A 19714-nucleotide genomic window follows, 5' to 3' on the forward strand; every position below is an offset into this window, starting at 1 on the left:
TCAGGCATTCCAGATCCGCAGCTACCTTGTAGTGTTTAAAAAATTAATCGTTAGGAAACTCCTGTGAGCGTTGAATTTTTGAGCGTACGTACAAGAAGGAAAGTAGAATCAGCACCAAAATAGCTAAGAGTATATATAAATTATAGCTTTCCCAAAACCGCGAAAGTGCACTTTTAGCATCCGTGTATTCCAAGTTTTCGCTCGACTTGCTGATATTAAACAAGTATTTATTGTTAGCAACATCGGCAATACACACATTGCTGGCCAGGGTTGAAAGTTGTTCGGTAATGGATCGTGAGGCTGCAAGGAAAGAGGCTGCAAGGTTTTTACCTGTACCGGTAATTACCAATACCGCATTATTGCCACGGCCGTAAAATATTTGAGCCAGTCCGTTAGAGGTAGAATCTGATAGCGAATAAACTACTTTGTTATTATCATTATTATATAATCTGAAATTTTGGTTGAATCTGATAGGAGCATCCGGAAATTCGTTCATTAATGCGTCAGTACGGTTGAGTAAAGCAACAATATTATATTTCTTTAAATCTCCCCTGTTGTTCATGTCATCCGAATAAACAAATTCAGGAAAGTTATTTGCATTGATGTTATTATTCAACTCGAAAATAATCTCGCCCATAGCTGCCGCAGCATACTTAGCGTAATTTTTGCTTACAACTACACGGGTAGAGCCACTATTAAAGGCTTCAGGATATTGATAGAAACTCAGATCACTGGTAATGAATGGGTTTCTTGATTCCAGGTATGATTTATCCACATCTACTTCACCAAAGAAATTAGTAAAACCATTCAGGCAATTACCACTGCTTGGATAAAACCTGAATTCTGCTTCCAGCGTGTTGTATTTATGATGCTGGTAGCGATTGATTGTTACCGATGTGCTCAACTTACCTGACTGATCCAGTTTTTCACTGCTGATCAGCATTCCATTCAGATAAATATTAAAGTAACCACGGTCGCCGGTAGTATTTAAACCACTGTAAATTCCTTGGAAATGAATTTCAACTTCTTTTGGAGTAAAACTGAAATCACTGTTTTTAAAATTATAAACGCTGCGAAGCGAGCCAATGCCCGACATAAAATTAGTGACACCACCTACCTGGCGTATGGTAAGTTTAGAGCGGTTTTCATCAATAGTTTTAAAGAATGTGTTTTGCGCTTTGTTAATGAGCAGGTAGTCGCCAAAGGTAGAATTAAGTATGTTGGCATTCCCTAAGGCTGAAATTGATTTCTCCATGCCATCCTCATCACCGCCGGTCACTACCATAATTTCATTAGGTACAGTATGGGGCGCTACAGATTTTACCGGTATCAGGTTATCCTTAACGTTTACCAGTGTGGTAACCGTGTCTGTTACTGTGATAACTGATTTATGCAAGTAAAACAGGCCTTGGTTTTTTTGAGGAATTACCTTTACCAGCTGCCTTACATTAGCCGGCAGTTTATTTATTTCACCAACTACCACATAATTATGCACGCTGTCGGGTAACTGATTAGCTTCATAAACTTTAATGTTGTTGTTTGCGCTTTTCTTAAGTTTTGCGTATGCCCAGGCTGCAGCTTTTAAATCAAGCAATGTAGGATTGCTGGGAAATACAATAGCATTCTTGGTTTCAAAGCTATTAGCGATGTTAACGTTGTTAAAAAAGTTTTTATTGGTTTTGATCAACGATAGATATGACGACCCCAATATCTTAAGCCACATAGCAGGATTGTCCAAGTCCTTACATTTGTTATCATCAAGTGTAAGTAATGTCCTTATCTGAATTTTCAGGTATTTCTTGTCATCAGCTATAAACTCAGGAGTTAGATTAATGCTGATACGCTGAATAGAATCCTTAGTCAGTCGGGCACTGTATATCTGGCGGCCGCCAACCAGTAAATTAATGTAGGATTTGTCTTTTAGTAAGGCTTGTGATGGCTGAAAATAAATTACCATTTTGCTGCCTTTTAATTCCACTTGTGGATCAAGCCTGAAATAGAAGGAGGTGGAACCGCTCATTCCGGTTATGGTTTCGTTATCATGGCCCAAAGACCTGAAAGTGGAAACTACCTGTGCCTTAAGCTGTACAATAGTAAGCGCTAAAAGAAAAGATAATGATAGAAATTTCTTCATTAAAGTACGTATATTAATTAATTGCATAAAATTCTACTCTGAAATAATTACCGTTATCGTCGCTGCGGTAAGTAAGGTCGCCTCCCATCTCCTTGGTCATTAGCTTTGCGATAGAAAGTCCCAATCCAAGTCGGCTCTCTGTAATGGTACCTGATGAAGTATCGTTTAAAGTCTTAAGCTTATTAAACATCATGTTCAGTTCTTCCTGCCCTATGGCTATTCCCTCATCAATAATCTCAAAAACAAATTTTTGGCGTTGCAGGCTGGTAACTACTTTAATGTTGTTATTGGTTTGAGAGAACTTAATGGTATTGGAAAGAAGATTTTGAAATACCTGGCCGGTAAACACTTTGTCTAACCTGACATTAATGGGTAATCTGAGGATGTTATCAATCAGGTGGATGTTCTTCATGTGCGCCGTTTCGGTTAAGCCTTTAAACACCTGCCGTGCCTCCGTATTGATGTCAAACATCTGCAGGTTAAATTTTATCTCGGGCGACTCAATTTCTTTAACGTCCATCAGTTTATTGAGCATGTACTGCATCTTTTCGGTAGACTCGGAGATGTAATTGCTATATTCAAGCTGATCAGCGCTCAGGCGAGCATCTTCTTCCCTGATCATATTATTGCTCATGATGATGGAACCGATAAGATTCTTTAAATCATGGCCTGCAATATTGATGAAGCTATTCTTCTGTTCATCCATTTTGCGTAGCCTTTCATACTGCACATCAATTAAACTATTCTTTTCTGCAATATCACGATTTTGGGTTTTCAGTTGCTCATTTGATTTTTCAATCAATAATTGCGAGCGTACTTCGCGTTCAATCACCTTATAACGTGCACCAGGTATAAGGCAGGAGATTAACGATACTATAAAGAAGTATTGGCCGCCATTACTGATTACCATATCTAAGGTATATTGATATTGGTTTAACGCGTTAAAAAACAGCGTAAGCAGTACAATTGAAATCAGTACCTGAAATATAGAGTTGATGGGTTCCCAGAATACCTGCAAATTAAAAAACAGGATAACTATTGAGTAGATAAGGTAGTATACAGTTAAGTGGGTAATATTAACAAGATTACAGAGTATGGCTGAAGTAATCGACAGCATCAGAAGGGTGAGATGCAGCAGCACACGGTAATCGTATTTTTTATTTTGAAAAAATGTATATAACCCAAGTATGAATAATACCGTAATAATGCGAACAATAAGAAATTGCACCCAAACTTCATTGGCATAAATAAAATCTGCGATGCTTAAAATGGGGTATAAAAAAACAATGGCCCAAACAATTATATTAGTCTGGTACCATGCTTTTTTAGTTAATTCTTTGTTTAATTCGTCTTTATTGATTTGAATGAGCATCAATTATAAAAAGGTTATAGTTTAAGCATATTATCTATGAATAATTCACCGATAGCTGCAGTAATATATTGATTAATCAGTAGTTAAAAGTTTATGTTTAAATCTCTGGGCTTACAACTGGCAATAAATCTACTGTTTATTTTTTATATATCTGTTGCAAAAAGCGCTCCAAACCTGCCTGGTACACGGCAGGAAGCTTTTAACAGAGCGAAAGGACTGGACAACGGCATCAGTGTTTCTGCCCTAGAACAAACCTGGAATCCAAACGCGCTCAATCAACCTGTACTTTCAGATAGTGACTACCGCTTACTGAAACAACTGGGATTTAAAAGTATACGGTTGCCGGTGGCCTTCCGCTTTTTTGAAGATCAGAATATTGCTATAGATACCATTGCCAAACAGATTGACAAGGTATGGCAGCAGTGCCGGCGCTATGGCTTTAAGCTGGTTATTGATTACCATTATGGTAAGCTTGATGATGAAAACTATCTTACCGAAACGCCGCGTATTATACTGGTATGGAGCTATTTGGCTCAAAAATATCAACACAGGTACGAAAAGGAATTGTTTTTTGATATTTACAACGAGCCTCCACACATGAATCCTCAAGTATGGAAGGATGCGGCATATAATATTACCAACGCTATCCGCACTATTGATAAAGAAAGAACATTGTTGATAGGCGCCTCTAACTTTAACAGTATATATGAGCTCAGCCGTTTTGTGCGGCTTTCTGATGAGAACATTATATACAGCTTTCACTTTTATGAACCATTTTTTTTTACCCACCAGGGAGCTGCCTGGGTGGGCAACCAGGTGGCAACAACCGGGGTGCCGTTTCCATATACTGAGGAAAAATTTCCGACACTTAACCCGGCTGCAAAAAACACCTGGGGCGAAACTAACTACTATCAGTATCGCAAAGATGGTAACGTGCAATCGGTTAAAGATAAGCTGATGATTGTTAAACAATGGGCAAATAAATACATGGTACCGATAATATGTACTGAGTATGGGGTATATAATAAGTATGCAGATATCAACAGCCGATGCAGTTACTTAAAAGCAATCAGGCAAACGTTAAAGCAATTTCATATACCAGGAATGCTTTGGGATTACAATACAAATTTTTCTATATTCAATGGTACGCCTTCTTTGGAAAACCTGCCGGAATGTATGCGCGAAGCGCTTGATTATGACAATAAAAGTAAGAAGCATTAACACTTATTGCGTCAAAAAACGTTACTTTTACAGTCATTTTAATTAGCTGTATGAGATTTTTTGAAGAGAAACGTAAGGAAGTAATGAAGCATATAGAAAAATTTATGCTTGAAAAAATGCCGGAGTTTCTAAAGCCGATTGATGAGATCTGGCAGCCTTCTGATATACTTCCCGACTCGACAAGAGATTCATTCTTTTCAGAAATTAAAGAGTTACAGGAAAGTGCCAAAGGTTTATCGTACGATCTGGTAGCTGTGCTGATTGGAGATACCATTACTGAAGAAGCCTTGCCCACCTATGAGTCATGGTTAACTATGGTAGAAGGTACAAGCGGCGATTATGATGGCGGCTGGATGAAATGGACCCGCCACTGGACAGCTGAGGAAAACCGCCACGGCGATTTGTTAAATAAATACCTTTATCTGTCGGGCCGCGTAAATATGCGTGCTATGGAAGTATCAACCCAGTATCTGATTGCTGATGGGTTTGATATTGGTACAGGTACCGATCCTTACCGTAATTTTATTTATACCTCCTTTCAGGAGATGGCAACTAATGTTTCACACCGCCGGGTGGCTTCACACGCTAAAAAGGCGGGTGATACGTTGCTTTCAAAAATGTGCGGTGTTATTGCAGCAGATGAAGCCCGTCATGCCAAGGCTTATAAGGCATTTATATCAAAGATATTTGAGGTAGATGCTAATGAGGCTATGCTGGCCTTTGAAGATATGATGCGCAAGAAAATTGTGATGCCGGCCCACTTCCTGCGCGAGGTTGGTTTAAAGATTGGCCAAACTTTCGGGCATTTCACTGATGCAGCCCAGCGATTGGGAATTTATACTGCAGTTGATTATGTGGAGATTTTGAAAAGTCTGATTGTAGAATGGCAAATTGAAAAAATCGGCGATTTAAATGAGGCCGGAGAAAAAGCCCGAGATTATGTACTGGCCTTACCCGACCGGCTGTTGCGTGTGGCTGACCGCATGAAAAACCCCGGATTGGATTACAAATTTAGCTGGATACACGGTTAACCGTGTATCCGGAGTTCATTTCTTATGACTCGTCGCTAATATTGGTAATGGTTTTTGGCCCGGAATAATCCATAAATAAATTATTCAATATATCTTCAAGCGTTAAAATGTTTACATCATCGGTGTACTGCTCCGTTTTATGTACATGCAGCTCGTTACCCCTGCCTTCAACCCTAAACAGGTAACCTTCATACATGCCGGGCTTCGATATTTCAATAGCATTATCGTCTTTTTCCTCAATTAAAAACTCAATATCCTGCTGTCTTTGCCTGGTAAAATTCTTATTCAGGTGATGCTGTAAAAACTCATAGATATGGTGCGTGTTTACAGGGTGCTGTTTGGTGGTTACCTTTTTCATGTTAGTATCTGTTATATGAGTATACTTTACAAACGGCCTGCCTGCAATGTTTGCCTGAAACCTGTCAAACACCTGATACTTGCCTGCGTTTAATCAAAATATTAATCATTGTATGAATTACAAATTACTTGGCCGTTCCGGCCTAAAAGTATCTGAATTGTGCCTGGGTACCATGGGCTTTGGTACCGAAGCAGGGTGGGGAGCAGATGAAGCCGCCAGCTTTACTATTATGGACGCTTATGCAAAGGCCGGTGGAAACTTTTTAGATACAGCCAATATTTACAAGCTGGGTACCAGCGAAAAGATAATCGGCAATTATTTAAGTAATCATGACCGTGATCATTTTGTGGTTGCTACTAAATATGGCCTTAAAGACAACGAAACCAACGTAAACGCATCCGGTAATAACCGTAAGAATATGATGCGTAGTGTTGAAGAAAGCTTGAAGCGCTTGCAGATGGATTTTGTTGATGTGCTTTACCTGCATATATGGGATGATATAACACCTATTGATGAAGTGCTGCGTGGCTTGGATGACCTTATACGCCAGGGGAAGGTGAACTATGCTGCCATTAGCGATACACCGGCTTGGATAGTAGCTAAAGGAAACACACTTGCCGAGCTTATGGGCTGGAGCCAGTTTGTGGGCTTGCAGATAGAGTACAGTTTGATACAGCGGACACCGGAACGTGAACTTATTCCAATGGCAAACCATTTTGGAATGACAGTAACCCCCTGGGCACCATTAGGCGGAGGGGTACTTACCGGAAAATATCTGAAAGGCGGACAGGGAAGGATTAAAACCGAAAGTGTACGGCGTAATGATAACAGTGAACGCATTACCCGCGAAATTATGGCTATAGCCGATGAGGTTGGCGCTTTGGCCGGGCATGTGGCTTTAAAGTGGATGATGCAGCAAGGGTTTTCTTGCATCCCGATAGTTGGTGCAACAAAACCTGAGCAGCTTAAAGAAAACTTAAAAGCCACTGAACTGGTGTTAAGCGATGAGCATTTACAACGTTTGGATAAAGTAAGCGATATACCCTTAGGGTTTCCCGGTGATTTTTTCAAAGAGGAAGCGGTAAGGAAAAACTCTTTCGGGGGGTATTACAATCAGGTGCAAAAAAGAGATTAGTCATTAGGGGCCAAAATAAAAAAAGCCTTATGTTTATTGTACATAAGGCTTTTTTATTTGATACCGGCTTTTCAAACGACGTTTTTTAGGTCGTTTTAACCGGTCTGTCCAGTGATCAAATGTACCGTTGAGTGCTAAGAATGCGAACACAACAAACAACGTGAACATTACAATTACGAATATATGCAGCAGGTGAATAAAAATAGTAGTCATATAAATAAGCTATAATTCTACAGTGTTCAATCTGCGTACCAATATTCAATTGCGCTTCATTCAGCACTCATTTATGTATGTACATGCTATAATGAATCGAAATATCTTGAATTTTGTAGGGTATAATATACAATTCGGTAGAAACACTATGTTATGGAAGCATGTGCACATACTAAAAAGTATCGAAATTATTAGTAATGCCTTGTTCCCTCATGGCAATGGCCGAATCTTCTACCTTTTTTGCCAAATGAGCTTTATAATCGATCAGACGCTGTGCTAAATAATCATCGGCAGTAGAAAGAATCTGTGCTGCCAGAATACCTGCATTTTGGGCTGCATTAATAGCTACTGTAGCTACCGGAATGCCATTGGGCATCTGTACAATAGATAGTAGCGAATCCCAGCCGTCAATGGAGTTGCTGGATTTAACCGGAACGCCAATTACCGGTAAATGGGTAAGCGAAGCTACCATGCCCGGCAGGTGAGCCGCACCGCCTGCACCTGCAATAATTACTTTCAGGCCACGATCATAAGCTGATTTAGCATAACTGAACATACGTTCAGGAGTGCGGTGCGCTGACACTACCGTAAGTTCGTAAGCTACGCCTAACTGGGTAAGTACATCAGCAGCGGCCTGCATCACCGGCAAATCTGACTGGCTGCCCATAATGACTCCTACTTTAATAGAATTGGTAACAGGTTGCATAAAGTGGTTTATAATTCTTTAGATCTTATTTGTAATAATGTTTCACGTACAGCAGGCGAAGCTAAGGCCATTTGTTTAATGAAATCAATAAATTTAAGCAGATCAAAACTTTTCAGTTGCCCTAACGATAAGTTGATCTCCTGAAAACCCAACTCTTTTGATATTTTTATCATCCTTTTACTGCTTTTAAGCAGTGGTATAGCTGCTTCATCAATAACCAGGCAGATGAACTTTTGGCCATGTACGTTAACCGCATAGGCATCCCTGATCAGTTTCCAGTTAATAAAGTCTTTATAAGCCATCCTGTCAAAGATGCCATTTTCATTGATGATGATTTGCGGACGCTTGTCAAAGAGCTGAAATAACCCGATGGGTATAGCCAAGCCAAAAAAGCACAGGCAAAGCCAGGCAGGGTATGTTGGTATGTTATTCTTATGGTCAATGATGCTGTATGCACTGAATGCAATAAATGGAGCAGCCAACAGTATGATACGAATTGCTTTCCAGGGCGATTTATATAACCTGATTTCCTGCATGAATTAGCTTACAACTTTCAAAGTTTGCTGCACCATACGTGCCCGCTCCACAGCCTGTTCCCTATCATCACTCACAATGGTAACATGTCCCATTTTGCGGTATGGCTTGGTTAATGCTTTCCCATAAAGATGGATGTAAACGCCCGGGCATTTCAGCACCTCTTCAATTCCCTGATAAATTGCAGGGCCTTCGTGGTTAGCTTCGCCTAAAAGGTTAATCATAACTGCATTTGCCAAACTGGCTGTATTGCCCAGCGGCTGGTTGAATATGGCCCGTAAGTGCTGTTCAAATTGCGAAACCACATTGCCTTCTATGGTTTGGTGGCCGCTGTTGTGGGGGCGTGGCGCAAGCTCGTTAACCAGTATGCGACCGTGCTTGTCTAAAAACATTTCAACCGCCAGCAGGCCCACCATACGCATATCCTCAATGATTTTTTTTGCAATGGTAGCGGCTTCCTGTTGTACTTTAAACGGTAGGGTAGAGGGGGAAATTAAAAACTCCACCAAATTGGCTTCAGGATTAAATTCCATCTCCACTAAAGGGAAGGTGCTTACTTCACCCCGTTCGTTACGGGCCACAATCACGGCAATTTCTTTTTCAAAATCAACCCAGCGTTCAATCAGGCTGGGCGCAGTAAAAGCACCGGCAAGGTCGCTTTCGTCTGCTACCTTGTATACCCCCTTGCCATCGTAGCCATCGCGGCGCAACTTTTGAACATAAGGGTAGGGAATAGCCGGGTTTCTCAGTTGTTCAGCAGAAAAAATGATTTGAAAATCAGCCGTAGGAATGCTGTTTTCTTTAAAGAATTGTTTCTGTAACCCTTTATCCTGTATCAGCCTGATGATGCGGGGTTGCGGGTATACAGTTACACCTTCTTTTTCAAGTTGTTCCAGTGCATCTACGTTTACCTTTTCAATTTCAATGGTAAGCAAATCCACTTTCTTGCCAAAATTGTGCACTGTTTCGTAGTCGCTTAACGAGCCGGTCACAAACTCATCGCAGAGTTTCCGGCAGGGCGCATCCTTGTCCGGATCAAGCACTTTGATGGTTACATTATAGTTGATGGCCTGTTGTATCAGCATACGGCCTAACTGGCCGCCGCCCAATATTCCCAATCGTAAATTGCCGTAAAATGGTTTCATAGTTTGATATGCAATTTTAGGCTAAATCTTTCAAAACACCTTAATCTATTTAGAAATCAGCCTTATAATTACGGTTCAAAATAGATACATTTGCGCTTTGTTTACCATAAAAACAGTTTTTTGAATGAAGACCAAAATTGCTGTAGCTAAGGGTGATGGCATAGGCCCCGAAATAATGGATGCCGTATTGCGCATCTTTGCGGCTAACGAAGTTGAGCTTGACTACGAGTTTGTAGAGATGGGTAAGTCTTACTTTGATGCCGGCCACTCTACCGGTATGACAGAGCAGGCCAAGGAAACCATTGAGAACTTAGGTGTGCTGTTTAAAGGCCCGATGGAAACGCCAAAAGGCAAAGGCGTTAAAAGCATTAACGTTACTGCCCGTAAGGTATGGAACACCTATGCTAATCAACGCGATTTCAGGTCGCTCAATGGGGTGCAAACTGTTTTTTCTAAAGCCGGTGTTTCTGTAAATATGACCATTGTTCGTGAGAATATTGAGGATACATATGGGGGTATTGAGCACCTGATGACCAATGATGTGGCGGTTGCCCGCCGTATAATTACCCGCCCGGGCTCAGCACAGGTAATACGCTATACGTTTGAAATGGCCCGCCGCAAAGGGTACAAAAAAGTAGCCTGCGGTCACAAGGCCAACATCATGAAGCTGACCGACGGCTTATTCCTCGAAACATTTTACGAAATAGCTAAAGAATATCCTGATCTGCAGGCGTACGATATAATTGTGGACGATCTGTGCATGAAGCTGGTATCGCGCCCGGAAATGTTCGAGGTAATAGTACTTACAAACCTGCAAGGCGATATTGTATCAGACCTGTGCGCCGGTTTAGTAGGCGGCTTAGGCTTTGCCCCATCGGCCAACATTGGCGATAATATTTCTATTTTCGAAGCTGTACATGGTACTGCTCCTGATATTGCCGGCCGTAACATTGCCAATCCCACTGCATTATTGCTGTCAGGTATTTCAATGCTGCGTTATATGGGCTTCACTGCTAATGCAGCAACCATAGAAAACGCATTGTTGTACACATTGGAACAAGGCAAACACACTGGTGATTTTGGCGACCGCAGTACCGCATCGTTGAACACCACTGAATTTGCAGATTCTGTTATTGCAAGTTTAGGTAAGCAGTCAAGTGAGGGAGGCGTATTTTCTCAGCCTAATTTTGCGGCTCATGGTAACAAGGTGCAGCGCCCGTCTGAAAACAAGCTTACCGTTACCAACCCTGATGTAAAAGAAGAGATAATGGGTGTAGATGTGTTTGTAGAATACACCGGCCAGCCTGCAGAACTTGCCGGCCTTGCCCAAACAAAGCTGAACAACCAGTTTAAAATGGTAATGATTTCTAACCGAGGTACGCAGGTTTGGCCTACCGGTTCTGTTTTTACCGAACTGGTAAACCAATATCGCATTCGCCTTGAGAAGCAGGAAGGCATTAAACTTTCGCAGAAAGACATACTGGGCATTGTTGCCGAATTATCAGATGCGGTAAAAGTTTGTTCCATCGAATTCCTGATGAACTTTGATGGTAAGGCCGGTTATTCACTGGCTCAGGGCCAGTAATTACCTATAGTTTATAAAAAGGGGGTGGCTTTGTAAGCTAACCCCTTTTTTGCTTCAATACGCTACTGATTTTTATTAAGCTTAGCATAATTTTAAGTAAGAATTATCTTAAATGTTGGCAGGGTAATTACTATCTTGCTTTTGCCTAATCAATGGCCTGTATATTTTGCGTTTACAATTACCTGTGTTAAAGGAAAGTACCGGACTGCGGTATTTTACTTTTTTTTATCTCTATATAATGCAGGGCGTGCCTTCGGGCTTTGCCTTTTATGCTATTGCTAATTATTTGGCCGGAAGGGGCGTTACCTCCCAGGCGGTAGGTTCGTTTGTAGCCATAGTAGGTATTCCCTGGATACTGCAATTCATCTGGGGGCCTATTATTGACCGTTATCAGTATTCGGTTATCGGCCACCGTAAGCAATGGGTAGTGCTTACGCAACTGGTGGCCTTTATTGCATCCCTGAGTTTGCTGCTGGTAAATGATCCGGCCCGGCAGCTCGGGCTTATGGCAGCCGTGTTTTTTACCCATAGTATTTTTGCCTCGGTGCAGGATGCCAGCGTAGATGCTATAGCCATTTCCATTGTGCCCGATGCAGAGCGTGGCCGTGTAAACGCGTTTATGCGGGGCGGCTACCTGATGGGGATCGCTATAGGCTCGGCAGGCTTATCTACCGTGTTGCATCATTTCAATTTCAGATATGCGGCTATCGGGCAATCAGGTTTATTGCTGTTTATGACAGTGCTTACCTTTTTTATTAAACTGGATAGCACAGATCGCCTGGTTCCTGAATTTGGTAAAGCAGCCCGGCCTCAGCACAGTGCCGATGAAGATAATCCGGATTTAAAATGGCTGTTTAAAGAATTATATAAAGGTATATCCGAAAAAGTTAATCTTAAAATATTTCTCATTATTGCGCTGGTATATACTTGTAACAGCATATTTATTCGTTCATTTTCCTATTATACTATTCATAACCTGCACTGGGCCGATAACGAAGTATCGGTACTACAGGGCGGATGGGGAATACTGGCTACAATTATAGTAACGGTAGCGGGTGGTATAATTGCCGATCGCATTGGCCCGGCTAAACTTCAGGTATCAGTAATGCTGATCATCGGGGGCTTTTTACTGGTATTCTGCGGATTGGGTTTCCTGTGGACGCATAAACTATTCACAGCCACTGGCCTGGTGGTTTGGAATTTTGCCGACCCGCTATTCAGTGTTGCGGCCATGCCGATACTGATGGCCTTATGCCGGGCCAAAGTAGAAGGCTCGCAGTTTACGGCGTATATGGCATTGGTTAATTTTTGTGATGTCATAGGTTCATATGTATCCGGCTGGGCCCTTCACCTCGCCGGGGCGCCTTATCTGGGCTTCGGGTGCGGCATTATTATTACTTTAGCTATGCTATATACTATTTATAACCGGCGCACTAAAGTTATACCGGTAAATTTAGCTCACTCATAACAGCATCTGAACTTAAAAACCATCTGATAGAAATATTAAGTTATGAGCAGCGAACTGATTGTAATACCTCGATTACTGGGCAAGGGTGCTGCAAAACAACTGTTGTTTGACGAAACAGGTATTACCATAACTCATGAAACCCACCATATTGATTATATCAGCTGGCACAATTTTGCAGCCATAAGGGTTAAAGCGGTTGCGCTGCATGGGCTGTATTTTAATATAGGGCGCTGCTATGTTATCGATATGCAGACCGACGAGGGGAACGTACATACCCTTAACCTGAAAAGTGTATACGGCATTAAAAACAAACAGTATGCACAATTATGGATGCATATTTATAACCTGATTTATCATTATCATTTCAACTTGCTGCTTGGCTATTATACTGAACTTAAAGCGGCAGGGCAAGTATTCATCATGAGTGACATATCAGTTTATGCTGATGGTATCAGTTGGGATAACCACCCCAAACTTAAATGGAGTGAGATAGAGATCAACCCCTATATCCGCTATTTTGTAATCCGGAAAAAGGGGGATAGTTCCCGGCGTAAGTTTTTATATTTCGGTGATGACTGGAACGCCTGCCTGCTGCTGGATTTGCTGAAGCAATTTTTGAATGCGCCGAACGGAAATATATTCAAGCGTAAAACCCCAGAGTAACGGGGTTAAAAGCTAAGCAATGCCTCGCCTTCAATCTTCTTTTGCAATTCCATAATGGCGCCAATCAGTGCTTCGGGGCGGGGCGGGCAACCCTGAACGTAAACATCTACCGGTATTACACGATCTACACCTTTAACCACATGGTAGCCATGCTGCCAGTACGGGCCGCCGCAATTAGAGCAAGAACCCATAGAAATTACGTACTTAGGGTCGGGCATCTGCTCGTAAAGGCGCTTGATGCGCTCGGCCATTTTAAAAGTTACCGTACCGGCAATTATAATCACGTCTGCTTGGCGTGATGATGGCCGGGGAAATACCCCTAAACGGTCAACATCATAAGTACTGGCGTACATCCCCATCATTTCAATAGCGCAGCAGGCAATACCAAAGCTTAACGGCCATACGGATGATAAGCGTGCCCAGTTGAGCAGATCGTTCAGCTTGGTAACTACAACACCGCCTTCTTCGTTCATCTTTTCCACTATTTGTTGTCAGGCTTTTTAAAGGCAGGTTTGAAACGGGGTTTTGCCACAGGTTCAGCCAATGCCGTTGCAGACACAACTGTCATATAATCAACTACTTCAGCTTCAAATGATTTAACTTTGTAACTGCTTTGGAGGGCGTTTACTTGCTCATATATACTTTTCGGAACAGGTACATCAGTAGTGGCAACTTTGGCAACGGGTTTTATCCATTCTAAATCTCCCTTACGCCAAACATACACTAAGCCCAATATCAGTATACTTACAAAAACAAACATTTCTATTAAACTGAAGGCTCCCCAGCGTGTATCAGCCGCTATAAGTTCTTTGTTGGCAAATACAGTCGTCCACGGAAAGATGAATACCATCTCTACATCAAACAGCAAAAATATTAAGGCAATTACATAAAAGCGGGTATTAAATGGCAGCCAGGCATTACCCTCCGGTTCCTCGCCGCATTCATAGGTACTCAGCTTTTCAGGATTGGGCCGGTTAGGTGCAATTATCCGGGCCGCGGTAAGCGTAAGCCCTATCATCACAAAACCGATAATGATAAAGATAAAAATCTTCCCAAATTCTGATATTTGCGAAACTTCGGCCATGACTGCAAATTTAACAAACGAAACCCAATTTGATGCAATTATTATCGGTGCCGGCGCCTGCGGACTAATGTGCGCTGTGCAGGCCGGCCTGATAGGCAGGCGCACGCTAATAATGGAAAGTAACAGCAGAGCCGGGGCTAAAATCCTCATCAGTGGAGGCGGGCGTTGCAACTATACCAATCTGTACAGCACCGATGAACAATTCTTATCAGCCAATCCGCATTTTAGTAAATCGGCTTTCGCACAGTGGACTGTGGAGGATACCATTAGTTTTTTTAGTGCTTATGGAATAGAAGGTAAGGAGAAAACACTGGGGCAGCTTTTCCCGGTGAGTGATAAGGCGCGCGATGTGGTAAACGTATTTACTGATGCCTGCGAACAGTTAGGGCAGCAAATATGGCTGGATTGCCCGGTAAAGCAGGTGGACCAGCAACCCGGCGGCTTCCTGATTACCTATGAGCGTAATGGCCGGCAGCAAAAAATAGCAGTGCCAAAGGTGGTGATAGCTACAGGCGGACTGCCGGTACAAAAACTGGGCGCATCTGACTTTGCCCTGCGGCTGGCTAAAAAACTTGATATACCTGTTGTGCCTACGGCGCCCGCATTAGTGCCGCTAACCATTACCGGTAAAGAGCAGGCATGGTACCAGCAGCTATCGGGCAACAGTGTTTTTTGCCGGGTATGGAACGAGCGCATTAGTTTTGAAGAAAACCTGCTATTTACCCACTGGGGCCTAAGCGGGCCGGCCATACTACAAATATCATCATACTGGCAGCCGGGAGAATGGTTATATATCGACCTTTTACCGCAGCAGAACATTATTACTATTATTGAAAACCAAAGGGTACAAAGTGGCAAGAAATCATTACTCAGTTTGCTGGCAGGTTTGTACACCCGCAAATTTGCGGAGGCGTTGGGCTATTACCTGCCGGTAAGTAAAAATCTGGCTATGCTGAATAAAGGTGACATGCAAACTATTGAACAGTTAATTCATCAGTTTAAAGTAAAGCCTGCTGGCGATAAAGGTTATGACCGTGCCGAAGTAATGCGTGGCGGTATTGACACCGCAGCGATTTCTTCGAAAACATTAGAAACCAAAAAGGTGCCCGGTTTATATTTCGGCGGCGAATGTTTGGATGTAACCGGTTGGTTGGGCGGCTATAATTTTCAATGGGCCTGGGCTTGCGGCTATATTATTGCGCAACAATTATAACATTTAATTATTGTTACATAGGTTAACTATTGCTATATTTTAATTTAAATTCGGGGTATTATTTGAGTATTATACTTAGCAATGTATATTTGTAACATACCTGTTACGTTTTATTTTGCTATAATGAAGATTTCTAAAGGTTTTAAGCTTACCTGCCTGCTTTGGCTTGCTGTATCGGTTGCCATGTGGGGTTTTAAATATTTTAACAACCGCTACAATAATTATCTGATATTTAAACATGTGTATTACCATGCCAAAGCCGAAACTAATTTATATAACCTTTACCCCGGCCAGCATGAAGATTCCAACCACTACGGGCCGTTATTCAGCGTTCTAATAGCGCCCTTTGCGGTAATGCCCGATGCTGCTGGTTTGTTGTTATGGAATGTGTTTAACGCAGCTGCCCTGATTGCAGCGATATATCTTTTACCGCTTACTATGCAACAAAAGACATTTATACTGCTGTTTGGCGTGCTTGAATTTGCAGCAGCCCAGCACTACATTCAGTTTAATGCGGTAATTGCAGCCATCATCATCGTCAGCTTTTTGTTAGTAGACAAGGAAAAAGATGAATGGGCTACTTTGCTCATTTCGTTAGGTATGTTGATAAAGCTTTACCCGGTAGTAGGGCTGGCATTCTTTATTTTTTCAAAACATAAAAAACGTTTTGTACTTAGCGGTTTGAGTTGGACAGCACTTTTTGTGTTGCTGCCTATGCTGATTACCAGTCCGCACTTTGCGTTACAGTCTTATGCTGACTGGTATCAGTCACTACAGGAAAAGAACGGTTTTAATATTGGTTTCACCAGCTCACAGGATATTTGTTTAATGGGAGCGGTGCGGCGTTTAAGCGGAAATGTCAATGTACCTAACTGGCCGTTCCTGCTGATGGGGGCAGCTATCTTTGCGGTGCCATTGTTCAGGTTTAATCAATTCAGGTCGCTGCAATTTCGCCTGCAGGTATTGGCCTCAGCATTAATTATGGTGGTAATATTTAGTACCGGGTCTGAACATCCAACCTACGTTATTGCCATGATGGGAGCGCTGTTATGGATATTTATGCAGAAGCAGCCGTTTAATACGCGTAATATATTATTACTGGCATCGCTCATCATTATTACCGGCCTTGGGCCTATTGATGTATGCCCTAAATACATACGGCACGAATACATTAATAAATATGTGATGAAAGCCTGGCCCTGCATAGCAGTATGGCTTATTATAAGCTGGGAACTGTGCTTCAAACAATTTGTTCAGTTTCAGGAAGCAGAACGGGGTGATACCGTGGAAATGAATGTATTCAATGAAAACCTGGTGTTAAACTAATCAGGATTAATACAATAGGCTTATTGTGCCGGTTGACTTTGTTGGTTTTTTATATAACGATAATAAGCCAGTAGTGCATCCATTTTGTTCAGTGAATATTTACCCCCTTGTATTTGCTGTACTACCTGCGGTTCATCGGCCATCACATCACTCATTACATCTATAAAGTTATCTGGTGTTATCTGGCTGAGTTCTGAAGGGGAACCGCCAACAAAGTAGGTTGCCTTAGCGCGACCACCCTGTCCACCAAATGAAATACCAACACCGGCGCCACCATAACTGCCAAAGCGCCCACCGCCAATACCAGCAGAAATGCCCGGACTGATGCCAAAACCACCGCCCCGGCCTGTGCCTCGAAGCAGGTACACTTTCAAGGGTTCATCGGCCAGTACCTGTAAAAAATCTATTTCGTTCTTGCTCCAGTCGGCATTCATGGGGGCGGCAGCCACCACGAAGCTGTCTTTACCGGCCACAAAATAGCGCAGATCACTGGTGCTAAGTTCAATTTTGTTAGCTTTTTCGTCTTCTTTAAAAGCAATAAAGGCCTGCCCGTTTACCGGCCCTTTGCCTGATGGCTTAGCTTGGATGAGGCCGGTCATCCTGTTACCTTTTGTATCAACAAAATATCCGGGAACAAACTTTTTGCCTTGGGCTATACTGTCATGAGTAAAATACAAAAGCCCAATTAATAAGATTAAACGCTTTACATTGTTTGTATACTTAAAATTATTTATCATAATGATCATTAATGAGTTCTTTTATGTTTTTGAAGTATGGATATTTGTCGTCAAGCTGTGCTAAAACAGTTGGTTTGTCTTTCAGGATTAGTCCCACTGCCGCTCTATAATTTTCTTTATTAATTTCCACTAAGTTTTCGGAATCTGAACCATAATAACAGGTTAAAATAATTGGTGATCAATAACCAACATGCATATTTGCAGATAGTATGATGGTGTGAGTATACAAGCTCGTCTCCCCGGCGAATATCACTTTGAGTATGGGGGAATCTTCTAATTCGGGAGCTTTTGATACTACAAAAGTGTCTAATTTGGTGGCAGTATTTTCTATCGCCACAGCTATAAATCTGTCTGTTTTGATTTTTATCTCTTTACTGTTCACTGTAATTTTAAATTTTATATAATCACCCTTACCCTTGAGGTACGAAAATACAGGCATCTTTAAACTTACAAACCCATCGTGTCTATGTCCGTCGGTATCATAATAACGTCCTTTTGAATAGGGTTGAGCTTTTACACACAGTGTAACACTTAAAATACTAAGCAGTAGTAAAATTTTGCGCATAAAGATTTAGATATTTGAGCAGCTAAAATAGAAAAAAATATCACTGATGATAACTGTTGATTTGCGCAGCGATACCGTTACCAAACCCACGCCTGGTATGCTTGAAGCCATGTGGAGCGCTAAAGTAGGTGATGATGTGTTTGGTGAGGATGAAAGCATAAATGCTTTGGAAGAAAAAGCAGCCCGTATGTTTGGCATGGAAGCCGGCATTTTTTGCCCATCGGGCACCATGACCAATCAAATTGCCATTAAATGCTTCACCCAGCCGCTGGACGAACTGATTGCCGACCAAACCGCACATGTATACCGCTACGAAGGCGGGGGCATTGCCTTTAACTCGGGCGTATCTACCCGCCTGCTTAATGGCGAGCGCGGGCGCATCACGGCTGAAATGATTGAGCCGGAAATTAATGCTGATAATATTCACTACCCGCATACCAGCCTTGTAGTACTCGAAAATACGGTAAATAAAGGCGGCGGCAGTTGCTATTATTTAAAGGATATCGCACTTATAGCAAACCTTTGCAAACAGCATAACCTGATATTGCATCTGGATGGTGCACGCATTTTTAACGCGCTGACCTTTACCGGAGATAAGGTGGAAGATTACGGCCAGTACTTTAATGGCATATCGGTCTGCTTGTCTAAGGGCTTGGGAGCGCCGGTAGGTTCAGTGCTGCTGGCCGATAGGGCAACGATTAAGTATGCCCGGCGAATACGAAAAGTTTTAGGCGGAGGAATGCGCCAGGCCGGCTTTTTGGCTGCTGCGGCTTCCTATGCTTTGGATAATCATGTACAGCGTTTAGAAGAAGACCATGCCCATGCCCGTGTTTTAGCTGATGAATTAGTCAAATGCACATGGGTAACCGGCGTAACACCGGTAGAAACCAACATTGTATTATTTGATACCTTAAAGCCGGCCGAAGAGGTAGTGCAGCTAATGGCTGATCATGGTATCAGCTGTAACAGTACGGACAAGCACCGCATTCGCTTTGTTACGCATTTAGATATTCAGCCTGAGCAAATTGAATATACATTGGAAGTACTTAAAAAGATAAAGTAACTGCATCAATCCATAATATTGAACTAAACTGCCATACAGGTATACAGTATATGATAAAAAAGAGAGAGTGCTGATACAGAATTTCTTCTTTTTTATCATGTATTTGAAAACCCATCAGTAATATCGTTTTTTTTCTTCTGTTTCCTTAAAGCGGTACTGCC

19 protein-coding genes are annotated in these 19714 nt (G+C 42.1%); 9 read left to right on the top strand and 10 right to left on the bottom strand.

Annotated features, from left to right (window positions below; all coding sequences use genetic code 11):
- Positions 1-43: 43 nt before the first annotated feature.
- On the bottom strand, positions 44-2134 hold the full coding sequence (locus tag ACY652_RS15230; protein ID WP_462265237.1) for a cellulose biosynthesis cyclic di-GMP-binding regulatory protein BcsB: 2091 nt from the start codon (positions 2132-2134) through the stop codon (positions 44-46).
- 13 nt (positions 2135-2147) lie between these two features.
- Complete coding sequence (locus ACY652_RS15235; protein ID WP_462265238.1) at positions 2148-3506, bottom strand: sensor histidine kinase; 1359 nt, start codon at positions 3504-3506, stop codon at positions 2148-2150.
- Between the two features lie 93 nt (positions 3507-3599).
- Here ACY652_RS15235 and ACY652_RS15240 point away from each other — a divergent pair, with 93 nt between their 5' ends.
- Complete coding sequence (locus tag ACY652_RS15240; protein WP_462265239.1) at positions 3600-4727, top strand: glycoside hydrolase family 5 protein; 1128 nt, start codon at positions 3600-3602, stop codon at positions 4725-4727.
- A 50-nt stretch (positions 4728-4777) separates the two neighbouring features.
- Positions 4778-5758: an acyl-ACP desaturase gene (locus ACY652_RS15245; RefSeq protein ID WP_462265241.1), complete on the top strand. Its 981-nt coding sequence runs from the start codon at positions 4778-4780 to the stop codon at positions 5756-5758.
- 22 nt (positions 5759-5780) lie between these two features.
- Here ACY652_RS15245 and ACY652_RS15250 read toward each other — a convergent pair whose 3' ends face one another.
- The gene (locus ACY652_RS15250) at positions 5781-6116 is read right to left on the bottom strand and encodes a hypothetical protein (protein WP_462265242.1); all 336 of its coding nucleotides are present in this window, start codon (positions 6114-6116) and stop codon (positions 5781-5783) included.
- Between the two features lie 112 nt (positions 6117-6228).
- Here ACY652_RS15250 and ACY652_RS15255 point away from each other — a divergent pair, with 112 nt between their 5' ends.
- Complete coding sequence (locus ACY652_RS15255; protein ID WP_462265243.1) at positions 6229-7251, top strand: aldo/keto reductase; 1023 nt, start codon at positions 6229-6231, stop codon at positions 7249-7251.
- 385 nt (positions 7252-7636) lie between these two features.
- Here ACY652_RS15255 and purE read toward each other — a convergent pair whose 3' ends face one another.
- The 3 genes from purE to ACY652_RS15270 are packed head-to-tail and all read right to left on the bottom strand — an operon-like array spanning position 7637 to position 9849.
- A complete protein-coding gene (gene purE, locus ACY652_RS15260) occupies positions 7637-8170 on the bottom strand; it encodes a 5-(carboxyamino)imidazole ribonucleotide mutase (RefSeq protein ID WP_462265244.1) in 534 nt (177 codons plus the stop codon).
- 8 nt (positions 8171-8178) lie between these two features.
- A complete protein-coding gene (locus ACY652_RS15265) occupies positions 8179-8706 on the bottom strand; it encodes an STM3941 family protein (RefSeq protein ID WP_462265245.1) in 528 nt (175 codons plus the stop codon).
- Between the two features lie 3 nt (positions 8707-8709).
- Positions 8710-9849 carry a 5-(carboxyamino)imidazole ribonucleotide synthase gene (locus ACY652_RS15270; protein ID WP_462265246.1) on the bottom strand — a complete coding sequence of 380 codons (1140 nt, stop codon included), beginning with the start codon at positions 9847-9849 and terminating at the stop codon, positions 8710-8712.
- Between the two features lie 124 nt (positions 9850-9973).
- Here ACY652_RS15270 and ACY652_RS15275 point away from each other — a divergent pair, with 124 nt between their 5' ends.
- The 3 genes from ACY652_RS15275 to ACY652_RS15285 all read left to right on the top strand — a co-directional run bounded on the left by ACY652_RS15275 (position 9974) and on the right by ACY652_RS15285 (position 13565).
- Positions 9974-11434 (top strand): NADP-dependent isocitrate dehydrogenase, encoded by a 1461-nt coding sequence (locus tag ACY652_RS15275; protein ID WP_462265247.1) that lies wholly within the window; start codon positions 9974-9976, stop codon positions 11432-11434.
- A 184-nt stretch (positions 11435-11618) separates the two neighbouring features.
- The gene (locus ACY652_RS15280) at positions 11619-12902 is read left to right on the top strand and encodes an MFS transporter (protein WP_462265248.1); all 1284 of its coding nucleotides are present in this window, start codon (positions 11619-11621) and stop codon (positions 12900-12902) included.
- Positions 12903-12944: 42 nt separating this feature from the next.
- Positions 12945-13565: a hypothetical protein gene (locus ACY652_RS15285; protein WP_462265249.1), complete on the top strand. Its 621-nt coding sequence runs from the start codon at positions 12945-12947 to the stop codon at positions 13563-13565.
- A gap of 5 nt (positions 13566-13570) precedes the next feature.
- Here ACY652_RS15285 and ACY652_RS15290 read toward each other — a convergent pair whose 3' ends face one another.
- The gene (locus ACY652_RS15290; protein ID WP_462268276.1) at positions 13571-14038 is read right to left on the bottom strand and encodes an NADH-quinone oxidoreductase subunit B; all 468 of its coding nucleotides are present in this window, start codon (positions 14036-14038) and stop codon (positions 13571-13573) included.
- A gap of 8 nt (positions 14039-14046) precedes the next feature.
- Positions 14047-14649 (bottom strand): NADH-quinone oxidoreductase subunit A, encoded by a 603-nt coding sequence (locus tag ACY652_RS15295; protein ID WP_462265250.1) that lies wholly within the window; start codon positions 14647-14649, stop codon positions 14047-14049.
- On the opposite strand from ACY652_RS15295, the gene ACY652_RS15300 reads away from it, so the two are divergent.
- Complete coding sequence (locus ACY652_RS15300) at positions 14648-15862, top strand: BaiN/RdsA family NAD(P)/FAD-dependent oxidoreductase (protein ID WP_462265251.1); 1215 nt, start codon at positions 14648-14650, stop codon at positions 15860-15862. The two genes, ACY652_RS15295 and ACY652_RS15300, sit on opposite strands and share 2 nt — an antisense overlap.
- A gap of 123 nt (positions 15863-15985) precedes the next feature.
- Complete coding sequence (locus tag ACY652_RS15305) at positions 15986-17188, top strand: glycosyltransferase family 87 protein (protein WP_462265252.1); 1203 nt, start codon at positions 15986-15988, stop codon at positions 17186-17188.
- Positions 17189-17208: 20 nt separating this feature from the next.
- Here ACY652_RS15305 and ACY652_RS15310 read toward each other — a convergent pair whose 3' ends face one another.
- Positions 17209-17787, bottom strand: coding sequence for a hypothetical protein (locus tag ACY652_RS15310; protein WP_462265253.1), 579 nt, complete (start codon positions 17785-17787; stop codon positions 17209-17211).
- A 316-nt stretch (positions 17788-18103) separates the two neighbouring features.
- Positions 18104-18490: a hypothetical protein gene (locus ACY652_RS15315; RefSeq protein ID WP_462265254.1), complete on the bottom strand. Its 387-nt coding sequence runs from the start codon at positions 18488-18490 to the stop codon at positions 18104-18106.
- A 46-nt stretch (positions 18491-18536) separates the two neighbouring features.
- Between ACY652_RS15315 and ACY652_RS15320 the strand changes: the two genes are divergently transcribed.
- Positions 18537-19553, top strand: a complete 1017-nt coding sequence (locus ACY652_RS15320) for a threonine aldolase family protein (protein ID WP_462265255.1) — start codon at positions 18537-18539, stop codon at positions 19551-19553.
- Positions 19554-19714: the final 161 nt, after the last annotated feature.

Source organism: Mucilaginibacter sp. (genome assembly GCF_965200995.1).
In the GTDB taxonomy this organism is placed as follows: Bacteria; Bacteroidota; Bacteroidia; order Sphingobacteriales; family Sphingobacteriaceae; genus Mucilaginibacter.

Excerpts from the sequence above, each read along its gene's own strand:
- ACY652_RS15230 (WP_462265237.1), bottom strand. The coding sequence starts at position 2,134 with ATGAAGAAATTTCTATCATTATCTTTTCTTTTAGCGCTTACTATTGTA.
- ACY652_RS15235 (WP_462265238.1), bottom strand. The coding sequence starts at position 3,506 with ATGCTCATTCAAATCAATAAAGACGAATTAAACAAAGAATTAACTAAA.
- ACY652_RS15240 (WP_462265239.1), top strand. The coding sequence starts at position 3,600 with ATGTTTAAATCTCTGGGCTTACAACTGGCAATAAATCTACTGTTTATT.
- ACY652_RS15245 (WP_462265241.1), top strand. The coding sequence starts at position 4,778 with ATGAGATTTTTTGAAGAGAAACGTAAGGAAGTAATGAAGCATATAGAA.
- ACY652_RS15250 (WP_462265242.1), bottom strand. The coding sequence starts at position 6,116 with ATGAAAAAGGTAACCACCAAACAGCACCCTGTAAACACGCACCATATC.
- ACY652_RS15255 (WP_462265243.1), top strand. The coding sequence starts at position 6,229 with ATGAATTACAAATTACTTGGCCGTTCCGGCCTAAAAGTATCTGAATTG.
- purE (WP_462265244.1), bottom strand. The coding sequence starts at position 8,170 with ATGCAACCTGTTACCAATTCTATTAAAGTAGGAGTCATTATGGGCAGC.
- ACY652_RS15265 (WP_462265245.1), bottom strand. The coding sequence starts at position 8,706 with ATGCAGGAAATCAGGTTATATAAATCGCCCTGGAAAGCAATTCGTATC.
- ACY652_RS15270 (WP_462265246.1), bottom strand. The coding sequence starts at position 9,849 with ATGAAACCATTTTACGGCAATTTACGATTGGGAATATTGGGCGGCGGC.
- ACY652_RS15275 (WP_462265247.1), top strand. The coding sequence starts at position 9,974 with ATGAAGACCAAAATTGCTGTAGCTAAGGGTGATGGCATAGGCCCCGAA.
- ACY652_RS15285 (WP_462265249.1), top strand. The coding sequence starts at position 12,945 with ATGAGCAGCGAACTGATTGTAATACCTCGATTACTGGGCAAGGGTGCT.
- ACY652_RS15290 (WP_462268276.1), bottom strand. The coding sequence starts at position 14,038 with ATGAACGAAGAAGGCGGTGTTGTAGTTACCAAGCTGAACGATCTGCTC.
- ACY652_RS15300 (WP_462265251.1), top strand. The coding sequence starts at position 14,648 with ATGACTGCAAATTTAACAAACGAAACCCAATTTGATGCAATTATTATC.
- ACY652_RS15295 (WP_462265250.1), bottom strand. The coding sequence starts at position 14,649 with ATGGCCGAAGTTTCGCAAATATCAGAATTTGGGAAGATTTTTATCTTT.
- ACY652_RS15305 (WP_462265252.1), top strand. The coding sequence starts at position 15,986 with ATGAAGATTTCTAAAGGTTTTAAGCTTACCTGCCTGCTTTGGCTTGCT.
- ACY652_RS15310 (WP_462265253.1), bottom strand. The coding sequence starts at position 17,787 with ATGACCGGCCTCATCCAAGCTAAGCCATCAGGCAAAGGGCCGGTAAAC.
- ACY652_RS15315 (WP_462265254.1), bottom strand. The coding sequence starts at position 18,490 with ATGCGCAAAATTTTACTACTGCTTAGTATTTTAAGTGTTACACTGTGT.
- ACY652_RS15320 (WP_462265255.1), top strand. The coding sequence starts at position 18,537 with ATGATAACTGTTGATTTGCGCAGCGATACCGTTACCAAACCCACGCCT.